Consider the following 21,557-nt stretch of genomic DNA (forward strand, 5'->3'; position numbering starts at 1 on the left):
ACAAACCCTAGGCCAATCCGTGAGCGCGCTTGGCAGCGATCAATGTATTTTGCATCAGCATGGTGATAGTCATCGGACCAACACCACCAGGAACGGGTGTAATTGGACCAGAAACTTCTTTCACACTTTCGAAATCAACGTCTCCTGCCAGTTTGCCATTCTCCAAACGGTTCATGCCGACATCAATTACAACAGCACCCGGTTTCACAAAATCAGCATCCACAAAGTTGGCACGGCCGATGGCTACAACTAAAATGTCTGCCTGACGCGTAATTTCTTTCATGTTGGCTGTACGGGAATGACACATGGTTACCGTCGCATTCTCACGTTGCAGTAACAGTGATACCGGTTTGCCAACGATGTTGCTTCTTCCGATGACTACTGCATGTTTACCGGACATTTCGAGTCCAGTACGCTTGATCAGTTCGATTACACCCGCTGGGGTACACGGAAGCAGACTATCGTCACCAATAACGAGATTACCTACATTCACCGGATGGAATCCGTCTACGTCTTTATCCACGGCAATCGCATCAATAACCGCTTTCTCTTCGATATGCTTCGGCAGTGGAAGTTGAACCAAAATTCCGTTAATGGATTGCTGATTGTTCAGCTTGTCCACCAGCGCAAGCAGATCTTCTTGGGACGTGTCTGCATCCAAGCGATGCACTTCGGAATAAAAGCCCAGGTCGTGACATGCTTTTTCTTTATTACGCACATATACTTGGGATGCCGGATCTTCCCCGACGAGCACAACAGCCAGACCAGGTACTACCCCCTGTTCGCTAAGCTGTTTTACTTCTGTTGTCATGCTTGCGCGGATCTCTTGGGATACTTCTTTACCGTTAATAATAGATGCTGTCATTGTACTCTCTCTCCCTTATGTGAATATAAATTTAGAGGTTGTTCGTAAAGAACACGCACTATAGTTAATCATAACTTAAGATAATTTTGCTTTAATCGCGTCAACTTCCTGAATCATGCGTCCAAGTACACCATTGACAAACTTGCCGGATTCTTCTGTACCAAAATATTTGGACAATTCAATCGCTTCATTGACCGATACCTTTGCCGGAATGTCATCACGGAACACCATTTCATACGTAGACAGTCGTAGAATCTGGCGATCTACACGAGACAGACGGCTGATCTGCCAACCTTTCAAATAATCCACGAGCAATCCGTCAATCGCTTCCTTATTGTTCCAGGCCCCTTGTACAATCTCAGTAACATAAGTACGCATTACATCTGCATCGCGGATAACCACTTCGGTTTCATTATCTTCAGCGGCTTCATTGATCAACATGTTTACAGCTTCAGCTGCACCCACCTCATTCATTTCCATCTGATACAGACTTTGTACTGCAATTTCCCTTGCCAAACGTCTTTTCATGTCCTGCCTCCTGCAGCGCTCCTTCTGGAGCGTCATCATGCTTATTTTAAAATCATGCAACCATCACATCATATCCATTATCAATTAGATCGATGGCTTCCACGGTATTGTTATTGTTATCCCTTTTCACAAAAAAACCTGCAATACGTTTCCTCCAAAAAACGGGCAACCTAAACTACAGCTCTATTTTCGGAAGAAACATATTGCAGGGTTCAGGTAGGTCACTTAAACGGACGCCAGCGATCGCCCAGCCATTGCCCCCACTCCCTCCAGGGAATGGACGAACCCAGCTTCGAATCGCTTCGTCTGCCTAACGTATAACCGATGAACACCAAGAGTGCAAAGAACAACATATCCCAAAAACCGATCCATACATAAAGAAATCCAAAAAAGATGCCGCCGATAATTCCGGTAATTCGGCCTCTGTGACTATCCCAAATCTCTTTCCACAGCATCAGTGAAACTCACCTCATTCCACTCGACTCTTGTAGTTAGGCGACTGGGTTACATTAGCGATATACACCGTAACAAAAGAAACCGGGATGCCCGTAATCTCTTGTACATGATCATGTATCGCCTTTTGCAGATCAGAAGTCAGCGCAGGAATAGGTGTCTCACCATCCACTACCGCACGGATCATAATCTCCAGTCCTGACTCAACCACGCGTATGCGTGCCTTGACATCACGTACTCCCCGGAAACGGGAAGTTGCCTTCAAACAGAGATTCTCAATCGTCTCCATTGAAATCTGTACATCACCAAACTCAGTACGTTGATCTACAGACGGCAACGATGCACGCTCACGCCGAACCGAGATGTAGAAAAATCGTAAACTCAGGACAAACAAAATGGCTGCTGCAATAACCGAGGCAACAATAACGTTTTGTTCCTGCTGATAATTCAATTCGTAAGGCAGCACACCGCTGATCAGAAGAATGACGGCTGCCGATATTGCTCCAACGCTTATGCTGTATATAAACAACAGAAGCCGATCCAGTATTTTAGCCACGAACTGCACAGCCTCCCTTGCTCACTAACATGACTTAACCTGTTCACTAGCAAAAAATCAGATCGTCATAATAGCTTTTCGCTATAATGAAGACCTGTCCAAGACGGGGATAACCCCCGGCAGAAGATGCCGGGGGAATCTGTCTTCTTTTATTTTACGCGCTGACTGTTCAGATCAATCTCTTCCACTTTCTCGGTGCTCTTGAACTGAACGTCATGAATGTGCACATTCACTTCATTCACATTCAATCCTGTCATGTTCTCGATGGAACGTTTCACGTTTTGTTGAATCTCCGTAGCTACCTGTGGCAAACGGTATCCGTACTCGATAATTACGGAAACATCAACTGCAGCTTCACGTTGCCCCACTTCAACTTTAACGCCTTTGGAAAGGTTTTTGCGCCCAAGCAATTCAGCAAATCCGCCAGCGAATCCGCCACTCATGCCTGCAACACCTTTCACTTCAAGCGTTGCCAATCCAGCAATCACTTCAATAACTTCAGGTGCGATCTGGATTTCACCGATATCCGTTCGTTCAAATTCAGTCGGTAGTGTACTCATAACTGTTCAACACACCTTTCGCGAGATAAGTTTGCGGCCATCCGTCAGGGCGCTGGACTCAGGTTAATCAACCTTTAGAACCCTTCCGGTCCGGCTTTACCGGAACTCCTGCAAACATCCGCGAGATGCGGGCTTATCCTTTGCAGGAGACATGCGCTCTTATTATTCATACTATATCATTTGGGCTACATTATGACAAACAAGCCCAATATACCTTTTAAATCTCGTTTTCCTCAAGAAATTTGATATCAAAGTCACCACGAATGAACGTTGGATGCTCCAGCAATTTCTGATGGAAAGGAATGGTTGTGGATATGCCTTCAATCGCAAATTCCCCAAGCGCACGTTTCATCTTGGCAATCGCCTCTTCACGATTCGCTCCCCACACAATCAATTTTGCGATCATAGAGTCGTAGAAAGGTGAGATGGTATAACCAGGATAAGCAGCACTATCTACACGAACACCAGGGCCTCCCGGTGCAAGGTAGAATCCGATTTTGCCTGGTGATGGCATAAAGTTACGGTCCGGATCTTCGGCATTGATACGACATTCAATGGCCCAGCCATTGATAACCACGTCTTCCTGACGGAATGAAAGTGGATTGCCTTCAGCTACCGAAATCATCTCACGGATGAGATCCACGCCAGTAACCATCTCAGTTACCGGGTGCTCTACCTGAATACGCGTATTCATCTCCATGAAATAGAACTCGCCATTCGGGCTGAGCAGAAACTCCAATGTACCCGCTCCCGAGTAATCCACAGCAAGGGCAGCCCGTACCGCAGCTTCGCCCATCAGTGTACGCACTTCTTCGGAGAGAATCGGACACGGAGCTTCTTCTACCAACTTCTGGCGACGACGCTGAACCGAGCAATCACGCTCGCCCAGATGTGCTGCATTTCCGTGTTTATCGGCAATAATCTGAATTTCCACGTGTTTCATGCCTGTCAGGAATTTCTCCAGATATACACCTGCATTGCCAAATGCCTTTTGTGCTTCCTGCTGAGCAGCGGTAATCTGCTTAATCAGCGTTTCTTCATCTTCGGCAATACGAATTCCCTTACCTCCGCCACCAGCAGTAGCTTTGATAATGATAGGATATCCGATATCTCTAGCAATCATGATGGCTTCATCCATATTTTCAACAAGGCCGTCTGATCCAGGAATAACAGGTACTCCTGCATCTTTCATCGTCTGTTTGGCAACAGCTTTGTCTCCCATTTTGGTAATGGCTTCGGGCGAAGGCCCGATGAATGTAATGTTGCAGGAACCACAGATTTCTGCAAAGTCAGCATTCTCAGCCAAAAAACCGTATCCAGGGTGGATTGCATCACATTCCGTCAAAGTAGCTACACTCATCAGGTTGGTGAAGTTCAGGTAACTGTCCTTGGACAGTGTCGGTCCGATACAGTAAGCCTCATCTGCAAGGCGAACATGCAGAGAATCCTTGTCCGCTTCCGAATAGACGGCTACCGTTGAGATGCCGATTTCACGGCAGGCACGAATAATACGTACCGCAATCTCTCCACGGTTCGCAATCAGTATTTTTTGAAATTTCATTTCGTTTTGTCCTCCTTCGAAGCTCATGCGGTTAGCTGTTAACCAGCTATAACGGTTATTCCGGTTTCACCAGGAAAAGGGGCTGCCCATACTCGACCAGCTGTCCGTTCTCAACCAGCACTTCAACGATCTCTCCCTTGATGTCAGCATCAAGCTCGTTCATCAGCTTCATGGCTTCGATGATACATACCGTTGTTTTCTCAACAACTTTATCACCTGCGCTCACAAAAGGACCCGCTTCCGGCGAGGAAGCTCTGTAAAAAGTACCTACCATAGGAGATACAATTTTATGTAAATGACTTGTAGTATCGACCTGCGGTGCAGCTTCACTTACCACTGCTGCCGGCTGTACTTGCGGAGCAGCAATCATTTGGGGTTGCACAGCAGCTGCCTGAACATACTCCGTTTTGCCCGGTTTGCGGATCGATAACCGTGATCCTTCATTTTCAATTTCCAACTCTTGAACGGAACTTTCATCTACCAGTTTAATCAGTTCTTTGATTTCACTCAATTTAAACATTTCCATTATTCACTCCTTCGGCATCATGCCAGTCTCACTAGGACGGTCATATGGCTTTATGTATTATATCATAATCATTAAAAATGGAAAGAGCCCGAGAGTGGAACCAGCTCCCGGGACTGCTTTTCCATGATTTGGATTACTGCTCTGTGACGTATTGCACACTGATTTTGTTCTGTGAAACCGCCAATTCTTTCATCACCAGATCCACAATGGATACTGCCTGTTTTACATCCAGTTTGTCACTAAGGACCACAACTTTATACTTGTCGGCGTCTTCTTGAACGATCGCATTGGCGAACTGTTGGGAGAGTGTCTCCTCAATGCCTGTGATTTTGGCTTTTTTTTCTTCCAGTGTACGGAGCTGCTCCGTTGCTTTGGCATTCTCCTCTGGTGTTTTACTCAAGTCACCTGCCACAGTCATCAGTTCCTCATACTTACGATTATTGCTCTCTTCACGCTGCCATTGGTAGTTCTGGAACTGGCTGCTCGCAGATGCGGCTGTATTCTGCTCTTCCATTTCCTTGAGGACTTCCTCATCTGTCTTGGTTGCAGTGCCCGCCGCCTGACCGTCTGTCTCCGGTGTAGCTGCTGCCCCTTTGTCGGTTTCTTTGCCTGCTTCACCCTTATTCTCACTTGGTTCAACAGCAGGTGTTTTCTCTGTATTTCCAGCTTCTTTACCTTCCGTAGCCGCTGGTTCTTCCACAGCGCCAGACGCACTTGGATTACTTTCAACTTCGCCGCTATTCACTACTTCATTCACAACCAAACCTTCTGTAGGATCAAGAATGCCTGCCGTCTCCTTCGCTTCCCCCTGCTTCATTCCATCGACTTGCTGACTATCAGCTACTGGCGCGTTGATTGGACCGGAATCCTCAGTGAACAGATAATACGCGGACAAAATGACCATCAGACTCAGCATGGAAACGAGCCATACCGTTTGACGTTTGTTATTCATTAGAACTTCCTCCTCAAATTGGCTTCAATCTTATGAGAATTGAATCATGTGATTCAACAAACCAAATTAGTCTTGTTTGCGCGGTACAACCGAGATCCGGTAGGCTGCCACATTCAGTCCTTTTTCCACAGCATCGGTTATCAGGTCCTTCACAACCTTGTTCTCTGCACCCCTCGCAACCACAAGCACACCACGGATCTGCGGTTTAAGCTTCTTGGTCACGATCGGTGTCTGATCCCCTGAAACTTCGTACGTAATGATCTCGCCATCACGGGTATATTGCGTCATATGCCGCTTGCCCCCGCTAGCATCAGTTTCTTCGGTAAGTTGCTGAGAATCTTTCACATTTCGCTGAACGACCAGTTCTTCTGTGGAATCCACGGTAACCATCACATCAACCGTTCCCACACCAACAATGTTTTCCAGCACACCTTTGATTTTGTCTTCAAATGCAATTTCGATCGCCTGGAAAGGATTCTGTTCCGACGGGTCACTCTGTATGGAGGCCAAGGATGTTGTCGGGTCCGGTGGTTCCCGACCGATATTTTCGGAATCAATTTTTTTGACATTAACGAAGGAATTGAACAGCATGATTCCCACGCCGATCAAACCGAGGATAATCAGCCAGCGGAAGGTTTGATTCCTCCTTGCTCCCCCCTCTCCGCCACCCATCCAGGTTTCCATCTTTTTGAACCATTGCTTCATCGGACACCCTCCTTCTCACAGAACTTCAGCACTTTTCGGTTCTTTCACTTGAACTTTGTTCGCATCAACATCCCACTTTTCAGTCAACAATGTAATAATCTGCACCGCATGTTCGGACCTTGTGGAAGTCTCACCTTGTTGCTTAGTCTCATCTGCCTGATCACGTATAACAGGCTCGGAAGACGCTTCATTTTCATCACGCTGCCCTTTACTCACATCAATCTGTACATCAGGCACTTCAATCTGACCGATCTGGATAGGCTGCTGTAATTGAGATGTTTCAGATGCTTCATTCTTCTCAGCTTCTGTGTCTGTTCCGAATATGGGTTGTGTATTGGCAGCGACTCCTTGTTGCCTTGACTTCACTTCTCCTTCAGCACCCTCTCCTGCCATCTCGACCAACACACGCTGGATCACTGGCAGTTCGACTGATGAGGCAGCTTCCATCTCGGTTTCATATTTGCTCATCGCCAGCTGTACCTCTACGGATTGAACCCTTGCTCCTGTTGTTTCTTCAATCTGGCCTTTCATGACGTTAGCCAGTTCTTTCGCTGTCCATTGCAGGGATTGTTCCTGTTCACCCGCTTGCAGCCGCTTGCCCTGAGCCAAAATCTGTTCAAGTGTTGCATTGCCATCCGATGGAGCATCCATCGCAGACATGGCCCGTTTCAGTTCGCCAACCGGATCACTTTTGAGCAGCTTGGTTATGGGTGATAAAAGGGTCAGCAGGATGAGAAGGCTCAGCACAAGCTTGACATAACGTTCCATGGATCGATTGGGCAACAGCATATCCACGAAAGTCGCCAGCAGAACAATCATAATCAATTCCTGGAGCCAGTTGCTCAGCCACCACATCCTTTCCATCCCCTTTCTTGCCAACATACATTCAGCGCATCATGACAGTCAGATTCCCTGCGGTCAGCAGGATGGTTATTGCCAGAAAAAACATCAGTCCGACGGCTGCAAGCGCCGCAAATACGTAAATCATGCTCTTGCCGATGGCCTGCAGGCATCCTACAATCGGGGTGTCTCCTAGCGGTTGCATAATGGCACCGGTAACGTTGTATATCAAGGCAAGAGCCAGGATCTTGAGTGCCGGAAAGGCACATAGAAACAAAATGATGATCACCCCGGTGAGTCCAATTGCATTTTTGACAAGTAGAGAAGCTGTGATTACCGTATCCGTCGCATCCGCAAATGTTCTGCCCACAACAGGGACAAAGTTGCCTGCAATGTATTTGGCGGCCTTCAGGCTGACTCCATCCGCAACCGATCCCGATGCTCCCTGAACGGAGATTACACCCAAAAACATCGTCAGCAGGATACCCAGCAGTGCCACACTAATATTGCGCAGGAGGTCTGCTAACTGTGTCAGCTTGTACTTATCAGACAAAGAACTGACGAGATGCAGAACAGCTGAGAAGAAGAGTAACGGGAATACCAGCAAGTGAATCAATGTACTCACCAGATGAATCATGAAAATGATGAGTGGATGTGTCACAGAGACGGTGATAACATTCCCCATGGATGCAAGCAGTGTGAATAACAAGGGAACCATGGCCATCATGAAGTTGATCATGCCGGTTATGGCATCCTTGGCGTATCCAATCGCCACACTGAAGCTGTTGATTGCAATGATGATGATGACCATATAACAGATGGAATAGGCGATTTTGCTAATATTATTTTTCTCAAATGCGGTCTGAAGTGTCTCCAGAATCATGCTGAGTACACTTAACATCACAATCGTGACCAGAAGTTTGCCATTATATAAAATTTCATGCAGCATGAAGGTTCCTATCGCCACAAACACCGATTTCAGGCTGAATCCTTCATTGCCGGGGATTAACATATCCATGAAGGAAGGGGTCTTCCCCTCCGGGAAGAAACCACCGTATTGTTGCATCAGTTGATCCCAGTATTTCTCCACCTGATCCTTGGGAAGCTGATCGGCCTGCTGCTCCATCCACTCACCGGAAGGCGAGGTTGCAGTAACCTGTCCCAGGATACCAAACAGAAAACAGAGCATCAGCACAACCGTAAGGCGCCACTGCGGCTTATGATGCATTGATTTCATATGAAGTCCGCACGCCCTTTCTACACCGGCATCAGCTTCATGACGGTTTCGATAATAATGCTGATGATCGGTATAGCAAGTACAAGGATCAGTACCTTACCAGCCAGTTCGATCTTGGACGCAATGCTTTCCTGGCCTGCATCCCTGACAATCTGCGCGCCAAATTCAGCGATGTACGCTATGCCAATAATTTTCAGCACCGTTTTCAGATAGATACTTTCCATGCCTGAATTCTCGGCAAGTCGCTTCAACACTTCGATGACTGCACCGATCTTGCCAATTAACAACATGAAGATGACAATGCCGGTCGCGGCTGCAATCAGAAAAGCAAACATCGGTTTCTGTTCTTTAATGACCAGAATGAGCACTGTAGCGATAAGCGCCAAACCTACAACTTGGATAATTTCCACAGGTCACCACCATCCGGCTTCATGACCGTTTTTCATTGAAAAAGAAATATCGATTTGATCTCTTGCAGCAGGCTGTCCAGCATACGGACCACCATGAACAATACAACGACAAATCCGATTACGGTCACCCAGTGAGCCATATCTTCCTTTCCCATTTGTTTCAGTACCGTGTGAATCATGGCAATGATGATTCCGATACCCGCAATTTGAAAGATTGCGTTCACTTCTAGATTCATGACCTTGGCACCTCACTATCCCGGCTATTTCAGAAGATCAGAATGACGATTAACGCTCCGACAAGCATCCCGAGGCTTCGGCTCATTCGTTCATATTTCATTTGATCGGCCTGGGCACGGGATTCCTCATGCATTAGTTGTTGAATGGCTAACGATATATGTTTGGTCTGATCCTGACGGTCACTTGTGCCAAGGCTGAAGCTTAATTGCAGCATCACTTCCTTCTCGTCAGCCTTCATGGCCGATCTTCCCCACGCCAGATCCACGCCTGACTGCAGACTTTCCCGGGCAGTGAGTCCGTGGGGAGGTTCCATCTGTGTGGCTGCATGAAGGAACAGCGTCTTTACAGGTTCTTTGGTCTGGGCTCCCATCTTGCCCATGGCATCGGGAAGTGGAGTGAGCCCATAGTTAATCTCCGTCATTAGTCGCTGGAGGGCTGCAATGAGTTCTCGCAACTGTCTCGGTCTTAATGCATACTGTCTGGCCTTGTAAAAACCGGCGAGGGTGCTGGCTGACAGAATAATTACCGCACCGAGCATGTTAACCAAAGGCTTCACCTCCTGCCCCGGTCTGCTGCAACCCACGCATTTTGCCATCAGTCAGTCGAAAAGTCATGCCGCGGCTCGTCCGTTGCAGCTGGACATATCGTTGAAACATCTGCTCCGTAATTAAAGTTCTGAGGGCGGGCCTGGCCGACAACTCCGATAGGTCACGGCCATGAGCAGTCGCGATCACAGAGACTCCTGCATGCAGGGCTTCCATCACCGCCTCAGCATCCTCCGGACGACCGATCTCGTCCACAATCAGGACATCGGGCGACATGGAGCGAAGCATCATCATCATGCCCTCAGCCTTTGGACAACCGTCCATCACATCTGTGCGGGGACCTACGTCGAAGCCAGGTACTCCTTTGTAGCTACCAGCGATTTCGGACCTTTCATCCACAATGCCCACTTTCAGACGCGGACGTATTCCCTGAACCAGTTCATTTCCCCCTGTAAGCTTTGTACCGCTGCTAATTTGTCTCGCCAAATCTCGCAGCAACGTCGTTTTCCCTTGTTGAGGTGGTGATAGGATCAACGTGTGCAGGACCTGTCCGCTCTTCATATCGAGAAGATAAGGAAGGATACGATCAGCCACTCCATGTACCTCACGGGCTACCCGAACGTTAAACCCGTTGATGTCACGCAGGTATTCGACACGCCCACCGCTCAGTACGGTTCGTCCAGCAAGCCCGATTCGATGTCCCCCAGGTATGGTAATGAACCCTTTGCGCAGTTCCTCTTCCAATGTATAAAGTGAATGGTTACTGATCAGGTCCAGCAACCTGTGCGTCACTTCTTTCTGAGGAATATAAGCTTCATCAGGTTTTCCTGTCGGAACTCCTTGAGGAGTCAGGAAATGATATGTGTTGCCTGCATTAATCTCCAGGGGTCTGCCTTCACGAATACGTACTTCCTCCACTTGTTCCAATAGAGCGGGTGGCATTCTTCCGAGAATGGTTCGGATCGGTTCCGGAAAAAGTTCCTTCCAGTTCACCTTCATGAGTAGGCTCCTCCAACCTTGAGATCATTTGGTTCACACTTCTGGCGCTTGTTCATATCTCAAGTTTATGCCTGTACATTTAATTTATGACGCTGAAATCTATCATTTCTTCAGAATACGGTTGAGAGTTGAAACCATAGATCTACCTTCTGCTCTAGGCACCCGTCTAGATGTGCATGCATATGGTAATTGCAGATAGGTAAGTTCCATTCCGGTTCAAAACAGAACTACCCATCCCCAGATACAGAAAGGAGCTGTGGGGAGTGCGAGTCGATGTGGTTGGCAATGTAAATGAAGTACGTACCATTGATATTGCAGGACGAAGTGCAGTTGTTATTGATGTCTTGTGTACGACCAGTACAATTGTTACGGCTCTGGCATATGATGCTTCGGCTGTGATTGCCGTAGAGACGGTTCCACAAGCCAAACAAATGGAAGTGAAAGATTGCATTCGAGGCGGGGAGCGTTTTGACAAAAAAATCAACGGATTCGAAGTGGGGAATTCCCCCTATGAATATATGACTGCAGGCATTGCAGATAAAACCATCATATTAACTACAACCGATGGGACCCGGGCCTTAATCAAAGCTTCCAAGGCGAAACATGTACTCGCTGGTGCATTTCTCAATGTGCAGGCTGTTGCAGCAGTTCTATGTGAACTTCAACGAGATGTATTGCTGTTATGTGCGGGGAATCAGGATGAATTTGCACTGGAGGACGCTTTGTGTGCTGGATGTATCATCGACGAACTGCACCGTCAATCCTTTTCTCCCCTCCAACTAAACGATCTCGGCATAGTGCTTCATCAAGCAGTATCCCGAAGTCAGGAGAGCATCCCGGATCTGGTACAGGGATCTGTTAGTGGGCGGAGACTTGAAAAGTTAGGCAGAGTTCATGATATTTCGTATTGTTCTCAATTAAACCTGCTGGATTGTGTTCCCGAGATGGGGGAGGGGAACCGCATGCAACCTTACAGAGGCATACGCGGGGGAAAGATGTTCAAGTTGATGTGAGAATGGCGATGAGAAAAACAAAAAAGGTGTACTGCTGCCCGTTGGCAACAGTACACCTTTGCTAATTTACATACACAGAAAATGCTTATCTGCGATCTTGAGGTCCACCGATAACGGCTTGCTCAGCAGTGTCGAGATCATATGCTGTATGCAATGCCTTAATGACGTCATGCAGCTTATCTCCGTCAATAACACAAGATACTTTGATCTCGGAAGTACTCACCATCTTGATGCTCACGCCTTCAGCGGAAATAACTTTGAACATCTTCGCAGCTACACCTGGGTGACTGACCATGCCTGCGCCAACAATGGAGATTTTAACGAGGTTCTCCTCAGATGTGACTTCACGGTAAGGCAAGCGGCTGTGCAGGCCTTCAATGACACGTAATGCGTTCTCACGATCAGACAGCGCCACAGAGAACGAGAAGTCCGCTTTGCCATCCATCACACCGCTCTGAACGATAATGTCCACATCCAGCTGATTGGATGCAAGCGCACCAAATACTTCGGCCAGAACTCCTGGTACGTCCGGCACACCCAGAATACTGATGCGAGCCACGTTTTTGTCATAGGCAATACCACTAACCACTACACCTTGTTCCATTGCTGCTTCCTCCTTCACAACCGTTCCTTCATTATGGTTAAAGCTGGATCTTACAATTAAAGGTACACCGGAATGCTTCGCGTACTCTACTGCACGCGGATGCAGCACCGCTGCTCCCAAATTAGCAAGTTCCAGCATTTCGTCATACGATATTTCCTTCAGCTTGCGCGCAACCTTAACGATCCGCGGGTCTGTAGAATAGATACCGTCTACATCCGTATAGATCTCGCACGCATCAGCCTTAATGGCTGCGGCCAGCGCTACAGCTGTTGTATCCGAACCACCACGACCCAGCGTTGTGATCTCGCCGTCTTCCGTCATGCCCTGGAAACCTGCAACAATAACGATATTGCCTTCAGCAAGCGCTGCATTTACACGGTCAGGTTGAATATCATGAATACGTGCTTTTCCGTGAACCGGCTCTGTGCGGAATCCCGCTTGCCAGCCCGTAAACGATACTGCCTTACGTCCAAGCGCTTGAATAGCCATCGATAACAAAGAGATCGAAATCTGTTCTCCTGTCGTTAAGAGCATATCCATCTCACGAGCAGGCAGATCACTATTCAGTTGTTTTGCCTGATCAATCAAATCATCTGTTGTATCCCCCATGGCCGAAACCACGACTACACACCGATGTCCTTCATCAGCTTTTTCTACAACACGTCCGGCTACACGCTTCATGCGTTCTGTATCTCCGACCGAGCTGCCCCCAAATTTCATGACGTACAATGACAACGCAAATCCACTCCCTACCTTGTGCAGTATGCATAATTAATGTCCATCGCCATTATTCTCTACGAGAAATGACTTTAACCCAGTATATTACGAAAGCGCCTGATAGGCTAATCTTTTTTCGAAAAAACCCTCTGCCAAAGGAATGGCAAAGGGTTGTTAATACCGTTTATTAGCTTACAGCTTGTGAAAGTTACGCACGGGAAGAGTATTTACCTTCACGTGTGTCAATCAGGAGAACGTCACCTTCATTAATGAACAAAGGAACTTGTACGTTCAAGCCTGTTTCCACTTTTGCATTTTTGGTAGCACCTTGTGCAGTGTTACCTTTAACACTTGGCTCAGTCTCGATGACTTTCAACTCAACGCTTGTTGGCAAGTCAATTCCGAGGATTTCACCTTGGTAGCTAACGATCTTAACGACCATGTTTTCTTTCAGGAAGTTCAATTCCCATTCCAGTTGATCACTAGTCAATGTGAACTGATCATATGTTTCGTTATCCATGAACGTGTGCTCTGTACCGCTTGCATACAGGTAGGATACGCCACGGTTTTCGATGATGGCACGACCAATGGTTTCGCCTGCACGGAATGTTTTTTCAACCGTGTTACCATTACGCAGGTTTTTCAATTTGGAACGTACGAAGGCAGCACCTTTACCTGGTTTAACGTGTTGGAAATCAAGCACGGTATAGATATCGTTGTCTACTTGCACGGTCAAGCCTGTTTTAAAATCGTTTACTGAAATCACAAAAAATCCCTCCTGATATGGTTGAAAAGTAGGTGATATAAGGGCGATGGGTTAATGTTAAATGTAAAATGAATCCAAGAAAGTCCACCTCAGTACTTCGATTGCAGCACCATCCTCCGATCGCTGTTATCCCCAGATTTTTTTGATCCCATTATCAATGGGAAAATCCGGTGATAAAGGCGAACGCTTCGCTTCTTCAGATTGGTTCTGCACTCTCCGTTATGGTGAATTTCATATTTTCAATTTAAATTACACATTAAAAATCGCCTTATATCCCTGATGGCTGTAATTTAGCCGATTACGGTGAACTTCTTGTCCGACTTCGTGAGAATATGAATACCCGTCTCGGTAATCACTACGTCATCCTCGATACGTACGCCGCCAAGCCCGTCAATATATATACCCGGTTCAACGGTAACAACCATACCCGGTTTCAATACATCATCGCTAAGCTTGGACAAGCGAGGAGCTTCATGAACTTCCATACCCAGACCGTGGCCTGTGCTATGTCCGAACTGATCTCCATATCCGTGACCTGCAATGATATCACGAGCCAATGCATCTGCTTCCCGTCCGGTCATGCCCGGTTTCAGGTTCTCCAGCGTATGTAACTGAGCTTCCAGTACAATGTCATAAATTTTGCGCAGTTCAGGTACAGGTGTACCTGTTGCAATGGTACGTGTCAGATCTGAACAGTATCCGTCCAAAAGTGCACCAAAGTCAAATGTAATTAACTCATTCTGTCCGATGACCTTGCTGCTCGCTACACCGTGAGGCATGGCTGAACGTTCACCCGAGGCTACAATGGTGTCAAATGAAGAGGACGTTGCTCCATGTTTGCGCATGAAAAACTCCATCTCCAGATCCACTTCACGCTCCGTCATGCCTGGTTTTGCAAACTGCAAAACGTGGCTGAACGTGGCATCTGCAAGATCTGCTGCTCTCTGCATAACTGCGATCTCTTCTTCATCCTTGAACATACGAAGTTGTTCCACGATCCCGGATACTGCTTTCAGTTCAACAGACTGAAGTGCGTCAGCATAAGCGGAATGCGTGCCAAATGTAACACTATCCTGCTCGAAGCCAACTTCCTTGATATTCGCGGATGCAAGCAGTTCACGCACCGTATCCATCGGTTTAGCTCCATGCTCCACCACGGTGAATCCTTTGGCTTGCTGAGGCGCTTGAGCCATGTAACGGAAATCAGTCAGCAAGAAAGCATCCTGTTCCGTAATCAGCACATATCCCGCCGAGCCTGTGAAACCCGTCATATAACGACGGTTAATCGGGTTTGTAATCAGCATTGCAGTGAGTTCATGCTCACGCATGGCTTCACGCAACTTATTAACTCGTTTGTTTTCCATCGGTAACCCTTCTTTCTCTCACATTCCCGGGTTCCCGGCTCAGGTTTGTTTGTCCAGATGACGCACAAGAGCCAGCAATCCCAGTTCATAGCTTACTTCGCCAAATCCGGCAATCTGCCCGATTGTTTCCGCTGCAATCACTGAATGATGTCTGAACGCTTCGCGTGCATGAATGTTGGATAGATGTACTTCAACCGTAGGGACTTTTACAGCATTGATTGCATCACGTATAGCATAGCTATAATGGGTAAATGCTCCGGCATTCAGTATTATTCCGTCTGCCTCACCCAGCGCTGCATGAATGCGGTCAATGATGTCCCCTTCATGGTTCGATTGATAAAAAGCGATGGAGACGCCAATTTCATCAGCCTGTCTGCGAATTTTGTCCTCAATATCCTTCAGACTAAGCGTTCCATAGATGCCCGGTTCACGTACACCAAGCATGTTCAGGTTCGGACCATTGATCACAATAATTCGTTTCATCGCTGCTCCACCCTCTCTGCAAATAACCATCTGCTATTTTAACACAGCCATTGCCGGATTGAGAAGCTTTTTTGCTATGCCCCCGCTTGCTCCGGCTCACGTTTGCGTTCATCCGTGTACTCCATGGCTACCGTGTAACCAATGAACAGCCCCCATAACAAAAAGAAACAAAGTTCCGTGAAGATCGAATCCCACGTCAAACGGTTCAAAGGCTTCATCATCCCCACTTTTGGTCCGACCAGCACAAAGAGAATTAGCCACCAGACGATACCATACACCATGCCGGGTATAGGCCCTTTCAGTTTTCTAATCGTGAACGTATAGAGCAAGGAAGCCAAAATGGAAAAAACGATAAAAAACAGCCATCCTGTCAAATGTCCTGCTGCGGTATATATATATTGATGTTTGAAAAAAGGCTCGGCCAGAAATCCGACAGGTACAATCGTAAAATGCAACAGGTAGAATAGCCAATGTAACCCACCCCAGATAAAACCGGCAAAGAAGCCAAGCTCTAAGGCAAAGGAAAATGGCTTGGTGTAGTAGTGTGCTTGACCTTGCCTCTGGGTAGGGCGCCTGCCCCTGTCTTTTTGCTGCCGCTCATTGGGTCGTTGACCTTCATCTTGCGATGTATCTTCATGCTTGCGTTCTGTCATTGATATTCTCCTTCATATTAAGTTGATAATCCCGCAATATGCCCCGGATTTACTGTCTGATTCTACGAGGTAGTATGTTCAAAACAGGACAATCTTAACAACATCCTTCAAGGTTTGACTCACAAACTAGAAATTGGTCGTAAAATTCGATACAATAGGGTTATTAAACTGCCTTTGATTGATAAGGCCTAGAACAGAATAGGAAGGTGAATAATTTGCCTCAACAATCCAAGCCTGTCAGCTATGGGGGGCAAGCTGTCATTGAAGGCGTAATGTTTGGTGGGAAACATGTCAACGTTACAGCTGTTCGCAGAAAAGACGGCGAAATTACGTATCTGGAAGTTCCCAAGCAAGACAAGTCCTGGGTCACCAAATTGCGGCGGATTCCTTTATTACGCGGAATTGTCAGCATTATAGATTCAAGTGTCAAAGGTAGCAGACATCTTAATTATTCTGCTGACGCCTATGCTGATGATGAACTGGAACCGGAAGAGAAAGCCAAGCAAAAAGAGAAAGAAGGCTCGGGCTGGAGTCTTAGCATGATCATTGGTGTGACCGCCGTCGCCATCCTTTCATTCCTTTTTGGTAAAGTTGTGCTGACATTGCTTCCTGTTGTAATCGAGAATTTTCTGTTCAAAAATGCATTCGACAATCAGTTTTTGCATAATTTACTGGAAGGCGGCATTAAGCTGATCCTGTTACTCGCCTATCTGTGGTTAATCTCACAGACGCCGATGATTAAACGTCTCTTCCAGTATCATGGAGCGGAACACAAAGTCATCAGCGCACATGAAGCTGGTGAAGAACTGACACCGGAGAACGTGCAAAAGTACAGCCGACTGCACTACCGTTGCGGAAGCAGCTTCATTATGTTGACTGTCATCATTGGAGTGTTCCTATACTCTCTCTTCACGTACGATAATCTCTGGGAACGGATGGGTCAGCGTCTGTTGTTATTGCCAGTTGTGCTAGGCATTTCTTTTGAGCTGTTAAAGCTCACGAATTCGGTACGTGATATTCCTGTACTGCGTTATCTCGGATACCCGGGATTGTGGCTGCAATTGCTGACAACAAAAGAACCGACCAACGAACAGGTAGAAGTATCCATTGCTTCGTTTAACCGTATGCGTGAGTTGGATGCCAAGCTTGCCAATGTCTCGGCTACATCAGAAGTACCTGTTGCAACACTCGATCCTGTGAAAGGGTGAATGATATGAACAAGCAGGCAATCTTATTTTGGACGTTGATCGCACTAGCTGCTGTTGGAGTCTTGACTTGGCTGGGGAACGCTAGTCCATCCAGGATCATTATTCCTCTGGTCGTGTTCGGAGCCGTATTCCTGCTGTACAAATATCCGCCTCGTCGCTGGGCAAGCAAAGCCAAATCACCGAAGATTAAGCCATCGGCACGAACCATGGCGAAAGTCAATGCACAGTCCAGTGCCAGAAAGAGCAGTGGCTCTTCTAGGAAACGCAAGGATTATCCTTTCCAAGTGATTCAGGGACAAAAAGGGAAAAGCGATGAAGATATACCAAAATTTCACTAAAAGTTATTGAACATACAAAAAAGCAATTTTCCCAACATGCGGAGAATTGCTTTTTTCACATTTATACTGGAATCAGAGGCGGAGCTTCTGCTTGTTTTTTGCGTAATTCTTTCCTTTGTTTGTCCAGCTGTTCATCATACACTTTTATATTCCACCCGTTGAAAAATTCGCTCCCTGCCGTAGCACCTGATCGATATAAGGCAGTGCTGTCCTGTAACGATAAATGAAATTGCGTTGGTTTAATCCCAAGCGTTGGTATTTTCACTGTACGAAATCGGTTAATCTGTTCAATGTAGCGTTCATCATGAGCTGTAAGCATCGTCTCTACAAGGGCCTGAAGCATGCTTAGCGGTCCTTTAATCCGGGCAGGTTCCACTTCCGTCTTGCCCACCATTTTGAAACCGACAACCGGAATAACGTCTCCCCCTCGTTCCGAACGATCACCATCGAAGAGCCACAGCGGAAAATTGCTAAGCAATCCACCATCCACTACATATACGAACTGATCTTGAAAAGGGAGTCCTTTGGAGAATACTGGCGATTTGCGTATGACGACCGGATCGAAAAAATACGGAATACTACAACTCATACGTACCGCCTTTGCAACATCCAGCTTGGCAGGGTCAATGCCAAACCGCCGAATATCGTCTGGCAGCACCAGAATGGTCCCATTGGAAATATCGGACGCCGTAATAAGTAACTTGCCTTGTGGCAAGTCAGCGAATGTGCGAATCCCTTTCTGCTCCAGCATCTTGCGAATCCATGATTCCAGCGCTTCGCCCGAATACAAACCTTTCTTCAAGAACAACCTCGCGGCGGGTCCGATCCATCGGGTATTAAATATGGGGGAACGACGCAGCAATGAAACAAAAGGTGTATTCTCAATAATGACTTTCATCTCTTCAGCCCGGTAACCCGCCGCTAGCAGAGCAGCTACAATGGAGCCGGATGACGTGCCAGCCACCCGATTGAACTGAATGCCACAATCTTGAGCACCCTGCACAGCACCCGCAAGCGATATTCCCTTGACGCCTCCACCTTCAAATACCGCGTTAATTAACATAAAAAACCCCCGTTCTCCAGGCAGCCACATTTCTACTGCCACTCTATGAGAACAAGGGTTTGTCTTATCACTGTTCTGTTAAAATGTTTTATAGACCATAGTATGCTTTCAATTTGGCAATCAAGCCGAGAGGGTTCTTCGTCAAGTACTGTGAACTAAAGAAAATATCCCCTTTAACCGAAGAATACTTCTTGTTGTAGTTCAACTGATCGATGATCTCCTGTGATGTCTGCCAGCCAATCTCTGGCGTACCTAACTTATAAGGTGAGTGGCCGATATACAATTTTACATTTGTGTTAGCCACTTCATTCGCCCACCAGTCCACGACTTTGTCGTATCGAGCTACACTCAGTGTCATACTCCAATACACCTGCGGAGCGACATAGTCGATCCACTCCTGGTTAATCCATGTCCGCACATCTGCATTCATGCTGTCATACGCGGTTACTCCTGCTTTGGTATCAGAACCTGTCAGATCAACAGATTTGTTACGCCATACACCAAATGGACTAATTCCATATTCAACGTTAGCTTTCACGCGGTGAATGCTCTGGCCGAGCTGCTTAACGAACTGATTGATATTGTCCCGACGCCATTCAGCACGGTCTTTGGTATTTAATGTGTTATAGATTTTGAAGGCTGCATCATCATTAAAAGTCACATTGGATGGATAGAAATAATCATCCAGATGTACACCATCAATATCATACTGATTGACCACTTCCATGATTGTATCGATAATATGCTGTCTGGCTTCCGGGATACCCGGGTTAATGTACATTTTGCCGGATGCATTCACAATCCAGTCGGGATGAAGCTTGGAGATGTGGTTTGCAGCCAAGTTCGATGTACTCGCTGAGTTCGTTGCCCTAAACGGATTAAACCAGGCGTGGAACTCCAGACCTCGTTTATGTGCCTCCTCAACCATAAACGCGAGCGGGTCATAGCCAGGATCTTTACCTTGTGTTCCTGTTAATACGCTGTTCCAAGGTACCAGACCCGAAGGATAGATGGCATCCCCATTGGCTCTCACTTGAACGAATACGGCATTAATGCCCATACCTTGCAAAGTATCAAGCTGTTTCGTGTACTCCTGCTTTTGCTTCTCCACATTTCCCTTCGCTCCGGATGAAGGCCAGTCTCCATTCACAGTGGAAATCCAGGCTCCCCGCATCTCATCAGAAGCTGGTACAGTGCCCGTGCCTCCAGGCTCCGCTGGGGTTGCCGGGGTTGGTTCAGGAGTTGGGACTGATTCGTCTCCTGTGTAGAGATCAATGGTCTGAGCTGCCTGATTCCAATTCACCCGAATACCAAGGTTCTCACTGACAAATCGAATAGGTACCATAACCCGACCCTGTTTCAATTCGACCGATGCATCCAGACCAACTATAGCGTTATCCACTGTCGCCTGCTGGCGCCCGCTCGTCATAGAGATGACTGAATCGGATTTCTGAATGGTCACGGTACGAGTAGCTTGAGACCATAGTACAGATGCACCCAGTCCTTCGCTAATGACACGCAGAGGTACCATCGTTACATTGACCTTGGGCAAGATGTATGGTGATACATCCGACTCCAAGCGGTTGCCGTCCAGAAAAATAGCAATCTCCTTCTGTCCGGCTGCTTGTGCCGTCATGCCTGCTGTCTGTAATCCAAGTACAAAAATGAGCAGCAGCATCAATCCTTTACGAACATTCATTAGTGCAGTCCTCCAAAATCATTATAAATTTGCGGTAAATTCTACTAGTTTAATAGACGCTCCTACCGTTCGTTTAGTTGCGAAAAATCACCAAATTATGGTGTCAAACCAAACAAAAAAATGCCTCCTGCCATTAAAACGGCAAGAAGCATCCTTTGATCATAGGATACGATTCATTGTATATCACCATGTTTATTCCATTGCTGCAAATCAAGACTCCGTATTACTCATGACGTCCTGAAGATTTTTGAGGTCACGTAACCGACTCTCATCCTGACGGAAGTATTCTACCAAAGACTCAATACAGGTAATGGAGTCCCAGCTCAGGTGATGTTCAATGCCTTCCACATCATTATAGATATTCTCTTCCTGAACACCAATCGTTGTCAAAAACTGCTCAAGCAGATGATGGCGCTCCATCAAACGTTTGCCCATTTTTTTGCCTTTTGGCGTAAGCACCAGTCCGCGGTACTTTTCATAGATCAGGTACTCGTCTTTGTCCAGCTTTTGGATCATCTTCGTCACCGATGAAGGATGTACTTCCAGTCCTTCAGCTATATCAGACACACGAGCATAGCCCTTTTCATCAATTAATTTGTATATACGCTCCAAATAATCTTCCATACTGGGCGTTGGCATCTGCTTCCCTCTTTTCTCTCTGACCGGCCCCTATTC

The 21,557-nt window shown here is 46.9% G+C and carries 26 protein-coding genes; 3 read left to right on the forward strand and 23 right to left on the reverse strand.

Features of this window, described 5'->3' with window-relative positions; translation table 11 throughout:
• Positions 1-7: 7 nt before the first annotated feature.
• The 15 genes from folD to spoIIIAA form a co-directional block, all read right to left on the reverse strand.
• A complete protein-coding gene (folD, locus tag ABTV53_RS18170; protein WP_017687597.1) occupies positions 8-865 on the reverse strand; it encodes a bifunctional methylenetetrahydrofolate dehydrogenase/methenyltetrahydrofolate cyclohydrolase FolD in 858 nt (285 codons plus the stop codon).
• 75 nt (positions 866-940) lie between these two features.
• Positions 941-1,393 carry a transcription antitermination factor NusB gene (nusB, locus tag ABTV53_RS18175; RefSeq protein ID WP_017687596.1) on the reverse strand — a complete coding sequence of 151 codons (453 nt, stop codon included), beginning with the start codon at positions 1,391-1,393 and terminating at the stop codon, positions 941-943.
• A gap of 221 nt (positions 1,394-1,614) precedes the next feature.
• Positions 1,615-1,848 carry a DUF2273 domain-containing protein gene (locus ABTV53_RS18180; protein WP_017687595.1) on the reverse strand — a complete coding sequence of 78 codons (234 nt, stop codon included), beginning with the start codon at positions 1,846-1,848 and terminating at the stop codon, positions 1,615-1,617.
• 14 nt (positions 1,849-1,862) lie between these two features.
• The gene (gene amaP / locus ABTV53_RS18185; protein WP_339235472.1) at positions 1,863-2,402 is read right to left on the reverse strand and encodes an alkaline shock response membrane anchor protein AmaP; all 540 of its coding nucleotides are present in this window, start codon (positions 2,400-2,402) and stop codon (positions 1,863-1,865) included.
• Positions 2,403-2,551: 149 nt separating this feature from the next.
• On the reverse strand, positions 2,552-2,962 hold the full coding sequence (locus ABTV53_RS18190) for an Asp23/Gls24 family envelope stress response protein (RefSeq protein ID WP_017687593.1): 411 nt from the start codon (positions 2,960-2,962) through the stop codon (positions 2,552-2,554).
• Between the two features lie 217 nt (positions 2,963-3,179).
• Positions 3,180-4,523 carry an acetyl-CoA carboxylase biotin carboxylase subunit gene (accC, locus tag ABTV53_RS18195; protein WP_433744964.1) on the reverse strand — a complete coding sequence of 448 codons (1,344 nt, stop codon included), beginning with the start codon at positions 4,521-4,523 and terminating at the stop codon, positions 3,180-3,182.
• 55 nt (positions 4,524-4,578) lie between these two features.
• On the reverse strand, positions 4,579-5,043 hold the full coding sequence (gene accB, locus ABTV53_RS18200) for an acetyl-CoA carboxylase biotin carboxyl carrier protein (RefSeq protein ID WP_036614903.1): 465 nt from the start codon (positions 5,041-5,043) through the stop codon (positions 4,579-4,581).
• Positions 5,044-5,182: 139 nt separating this feature from the next.
• Positions 5,183-6,001, reverse strand: a complete 819-nt coding sequence (locus ABTV53_RS18205; protein WP_433744967.1) for a SpoIIIAH-like family protein — start codon at positions 5,999-6,001, stop codon at positions 5,183-5,185.
• Positions 6,002-6,067: 66 nt separating this feature from the next.
• A complete protein-coding gene (gene spoIIIAG / locus ABTV53_RS18210) occupies positions 6,068-6,706 on the reverse strand; it encodes a stage III sporulation protein AG (protein WP_433744969.1) in 639 nt (212 codons plus the stop codon).
• A gap of 15 nt (positions 6,707-6,721) precedes the next feature.
• A complete protein-coding gene (gene spoIIIAF, locus ABTV53_RS18215) occupies positions 6,722-7,561 on the reverse strand; it encodes a stage III sporulation protein AF (RefSeq protein WP_433744971.1) in 840 nt (279 codons plus the stop codon).
• A gap of 31 nt (positions 7,562-7,592) precedes the next feature.
• Positions 7,593-8,735: a stage III sporulation protein AE gene (gene spoIIIAE / locus ABTV53_RS18220; RefSeq protein WP_373419868.1), complete on the reverse strand. Its 1,143-nt coding sequence runs from the start codon at positions 8,733-8,735 to the stop codon at positions 7,593-7,595.
• Positions 8,736-8,803: 68 nt separating this feature from the next.
• Entirely contained in the window at positions 8,804-9,193 is a 390-nt protein-coding gene (gene spoIIIAD, locus ABTV53_RS18225; RefSeq protein ID WP_017687586.1) for a stage III sporulation protein AD, read from the reverse strand.
• Between the two features lie 32 nt (positions 9,194-9,225).
• Positions 9,226-9,429 carry a stage III sporulation protein AC gene (gene spoIIIAC / locus ABTV53_RS18230; protein WP_017687585.1) on the reverse strand — a complete coding sequence of 68 codons (204 nt, stop codon included), beginning with the start codon at positions 9,427-9,429 and terminating at the stop codon, positions 9,226-9,228.
• Positions 9,430-9,458: 29 nt separating this feature from the next.
• Positions 9,459-9,977, reverse strand: a complete 519-nt coding sequence (gene spoIIIAB / locus ABTV53_RS18235) for a stage III sporulation protein SpoIIIAB (protein WP_433744974.1) — start codon at positions 9,975-9,977, stop codon at positions 9,459-9,461.
• Complete coding sequence (gene spoIIIAA / locus ABTV53_RS18240) at positions 9,970-10,974, reverse strand: stage III sporulation protein AA (protein ID WP_433744977.1); 1,005 nt, start codon at positions 10,972-10,974, stop codon at positions 9,970-9,972. The genes spoIIIAB and spoIIIAA overlap by 8 nt, the downstream gene beginning before the upstream one ends.
• Positions 10,975-11,237: 263 nt before the next feature.
• Between spoIIIAA and ABTV53_RS18245 the strand changes: the two genes are divergently transcribed.
• Positions 11,238-11,987: a 2-phosphosulfolactate phosphatase gene (locus ABTV53_RS18245; protein ID WP_433744979.1), complete on the forward strand. Its 750-nt coding sequence runs from the start codon at positions 11,238-11,240 to the stop codon at positions 11,985-11,987.
• Positions 11,988-12,072: 85 nt separating this feature from the next.
• Here ABTV53_RS18245 and ABTV53_RS18250 read toward each other — a convergent pair whose 3' ends face one another.
• The 5 genes from ABTV53_RS18250 to ABTV53_RS18270 all read right to left on the reverse strand — a co-directional run bounded on the left by ABTV53_RS18250 (position 12,073) and on the right by ABTV53_RS18270 (position 16,574).
• On the reverse strand, positions 12,073-13,326 hold the full coding sequence (locus ABTV53_RS18250; RefSeq protein ID WP_047843625.1) for an aspartate kinase: 1,254 nt from the start codon (positions 13,324-13,326) through the stop codon (positions 12,073-12,075).
• Between the two features lie 190 nt (positions 13,327-13,516).
• Positions 13,517-14,074 (reverse strand): elongation factor P, encoded by a 558-nt coding sequence (efp, locus tag ABTV53_RS18255; protein ID WP_017687580.1) that lies wholly within the window; start codon positions 14,072-14,074, stop codon positions 13,517-13,519.
• Positions 14,075-14,364: 290 nt separating this feature from the next.
• Positions 14,365-15,438 carry a M24 family metallopeptidase gene (locus ABTV53_RS18260; protein ID WP_433744982.1) on the reverse strand — a complete coding sequence of 358 codons (1,074 nt, stop codon included), beginning with the start codon at positions 15,436-15,438 and terminating at the stop codon, positions 14,365-14,367.
• A 39-nt stretch (positions 15,439-15,477) separates the two neighbouring features.
• Positions 15,478-15,921: a type II 3-dehydroquinate dehydratase gene (gene aroQ, locus ABTV53_RS18265; protein WP_017687578.1), complete on the reverse strand. Its 444-nt coding sequence runs from the start codon at positions 15,919-15,921 to the stop codon at positions 15,478-15,480.
• A gap of 74 nt (positions 15,922-15,995) precedes the next feature.
• Positions 15,996-16,574 carry a YqhR family membrane protein gene (locus ABTV53_RS18270; protein WP_433744985.1) on the reverse strand — a complete coding sequence of 193 codons (579 nt, stop codon included), beginning with the start codon at positions 16,572-16,574 and terminating at the stop codon, positions 15,996-15,998.
• 215 nt (positions 16,575-16,789) lie between these two features.
• Between ABTV53_RS18270 and ABTV53_RS18275 the strand changes: the two genes are divergently transcribed.
• Both ABTV53_RS18275 and ABTV53_RS18280 read left to right on the forward strand, forming a co-directional pair.
• Entirely contained in the window at positions 16,790-17,782 is a 993-nt protein-coding gene (locus ABTV53_RS18275; RefSeq protein WP_062835280.1) for a DUF1385 domain-containing protein, read from the forward strand.
• A gap of 5 nt (positions 17,783-17,787) precedes the next feature.
• Entirely contained in the window at positions 17,788-18,120 is a 333-nt protein-coding gene (locus ABTV53_RS18280) for a hypothetical protein (protein WP_433744988.1), read from the forward strand.
• Positions 18,121-18,181: 61 nt separating this feature from the next.
• On the opposite strand, the gene ABTV53_RS18285 is transcribed toward ABTV53_RS18280, so the two are convergent.
• From ABTV53_RS18285 to mntR, 3 genes are all read right to left on the reverse strand, one after another.
• Positions 18,182-19,183 carry a patatin-like phospholipase family protein gene (locus ABTV53_RS18285; protein ID WP_433744991.1) on the reverse strand — a complete coding sequence of 334 codons (1,002 nt, stop codon included), beginning with the start codon at positions 19,181-19,183 and terminating at the stop codon, positions 18,182-18,184.
• Between the two features lie 88 nt (positions 19,184-19,271).
• Positions 19,272-20,882 carry a family 10 glycosylhydrolase gene (locus ABTV53_RS18290; RefSeq protein WP_433744994.1) on the reverse strand — a complete coding sequence of 537 codons (1,611 nt, stop codon included), beginning with the start codon at positions 20,880-20,882 and terminating at the stop codon, positions 19,272-19,274.
• 210 nt (positions 20,883-21,092) lie between these two features.
• Positions 21,093-21,521: a transcriptional regulator MntR gene (gene mntR, locus ABTV53_RS18295; RefSeq protein ID WP_062835284.1), complete on the reverse strand. Its 429-nt coding sequence runs from the start codon at positions 21,519-21,521 to the stop codon at positions 21,093-21,095.
• Positions 21,522-21,557: the final 36 nt, after the last annotated feature.

This window comes from Paenibacillus amylolyticus, assembly GCF_050990605.1.
GTDB classification, from domain to species: Bacteria; Bacillota; Bacilli; order Paenibacillales; family Paenibacillaceae; genus Paenibacillus; species Paenibacillus amylolyticus_H.

What these genes read in the sequence shown, in the direction of transcription:
- folD (WP_017687597.1), bottom strand. Translation starts at nt 865, where the DNA reads ATGACAGCATCTATTATTAACGGTAAAGAAGTATCCCAAGAGATCCGC.
- nusB (WP_017687596.1), bottom strand. Translation starts at nt 1,393, where the DNA reads ATGAAAAGACGTTTGGCAAGGGAAATTGCAGTACAAAGTCTGTATCAG.
- ABTV53_RS18180 (WP_017687595.1), bottom strand. Translation starts at nt 1,848, where the DNA reads ATGCTGTGGAAAGAGATTTGGGATAGTCACAGAGGCCGAATTACCGGA.
- ABTV53_RS18190 (WP_017687593.1), bottom strand. Translation starts at nt 2,962, where the DNA reads ATGAGTACACTACCGACTGAATTTGAACGAACGGATATCGGTGAAATC.
- accC (WP_433744964.1), bottom strand. Translation starts at nt 4,523, where the DNA reads ATGAAATTTCAAAAAATACTGATTGCGAACCGTGGAGAGATTGCGGTA.
- accB (WP_036614903.1), bottom strand. Translation starts at nt 5,043, where the DNA reads ATGTTTAAATTGAGTGAAATCAAAGAACTGATTAAACTGGTAGATGAA.
- ABTV53_RS18205 (WP_433744967.1), bottom strand. Translation starts at nt 6,001, where the DNA reads ATGAATAACAAACGTCAAACGGTATGGCTCGTTTCCATGCTGAGTCTG.
- spoIIIAG (WP_433744969.1), bottom strand. Translation starts at nt 6,706, where the DNA reads ATGAAGCAATGGTTCAAAAAGATGGAAACCTGGATGGGTGGCGGAGAG.
- spoIIIAF (WP_433744971.1), bottom strand. Translation starts at nt 7,561, where the DNA reads ATGTGGTGGCTGAGCAACTGGCTCCAGGAATTGATTATGATTGTTCTG.
- spoIIIAE (WP_373419868.1), bottom strand. Translation starts at nt 8,735, where the DNA reads ATGCTCTGTTTTCTGTTTGGTATCCTGGGACAGGTTACTGCAACCTCG.
- spoIIIAC (WP_017687585.1), bottom strand. Translation starts at nt 9,429, where the DNA reads ATGAATCTAGAAGTGAACGCAATCTTTCAAATTGCGGGTATCGGAATC.
- spoIIIAA (WP_433744977.1), bottom strand. Translation starts at nt 10,974, where the DNA reads ATGAAGGTGAACTGGAAGGAACTTTTTCCGGAACCGATCCGAACCATT.
- ABTV53_RS18260 (WP_433744982.1), bottom strand. Translation starts at nt 15,438, where the DNA reads ATGGAAAACAAACGAGTTAATAAGTTGCGTGAAGCCATGCGTGAGCAT.
- aroQ (WP_017687578.1), bottom strand. Translation starts at nt 15,921, where the DNA reads ATGAAACGAATTATTGTGATCAATGGTCCGAACCTGAACATGCTTGGT.
- ABTV53_RS18270 (WP_433744985.1), bottom strand. Translation starts at nt 16,574, where the DNA reads ATGACAGAACGCAAGCATGAAGATACATCGCAAGATGAAGGTCAACGA.
- ABTV53_RS18280 (WP_433744988.1), top strand. Translation starts at nt 17,788, where the DNA reads ATGAACAAGCAGGCAATCTTATTTTGGACGTTGATCGCACTAGCTGCT.
- ABTV53_RS18285 (WP_433744991.1), bottom strand. Translation starts at nt 19,183, where the DNA reads ATGTTAATTAACGCGGTATTTGAAGGTGGAGGCGTCAAGGGAATATCG.
- ABTV53_RS18290 (WP_433744994.1), bottom strand. Translation starts at nt 20,882, where the DNA reads ATGAATGTTCGTAAAGGATTGATGCTGCTGCTCATTTTTGTACTTGGA.
- mntR (WP_062835284.1), bottom strand. Translation starts at nt 21,521, where the DNA reads ATGCCAACGCCCAGTATGGAAGATTATTTGGAGCGTATATACAAATTA.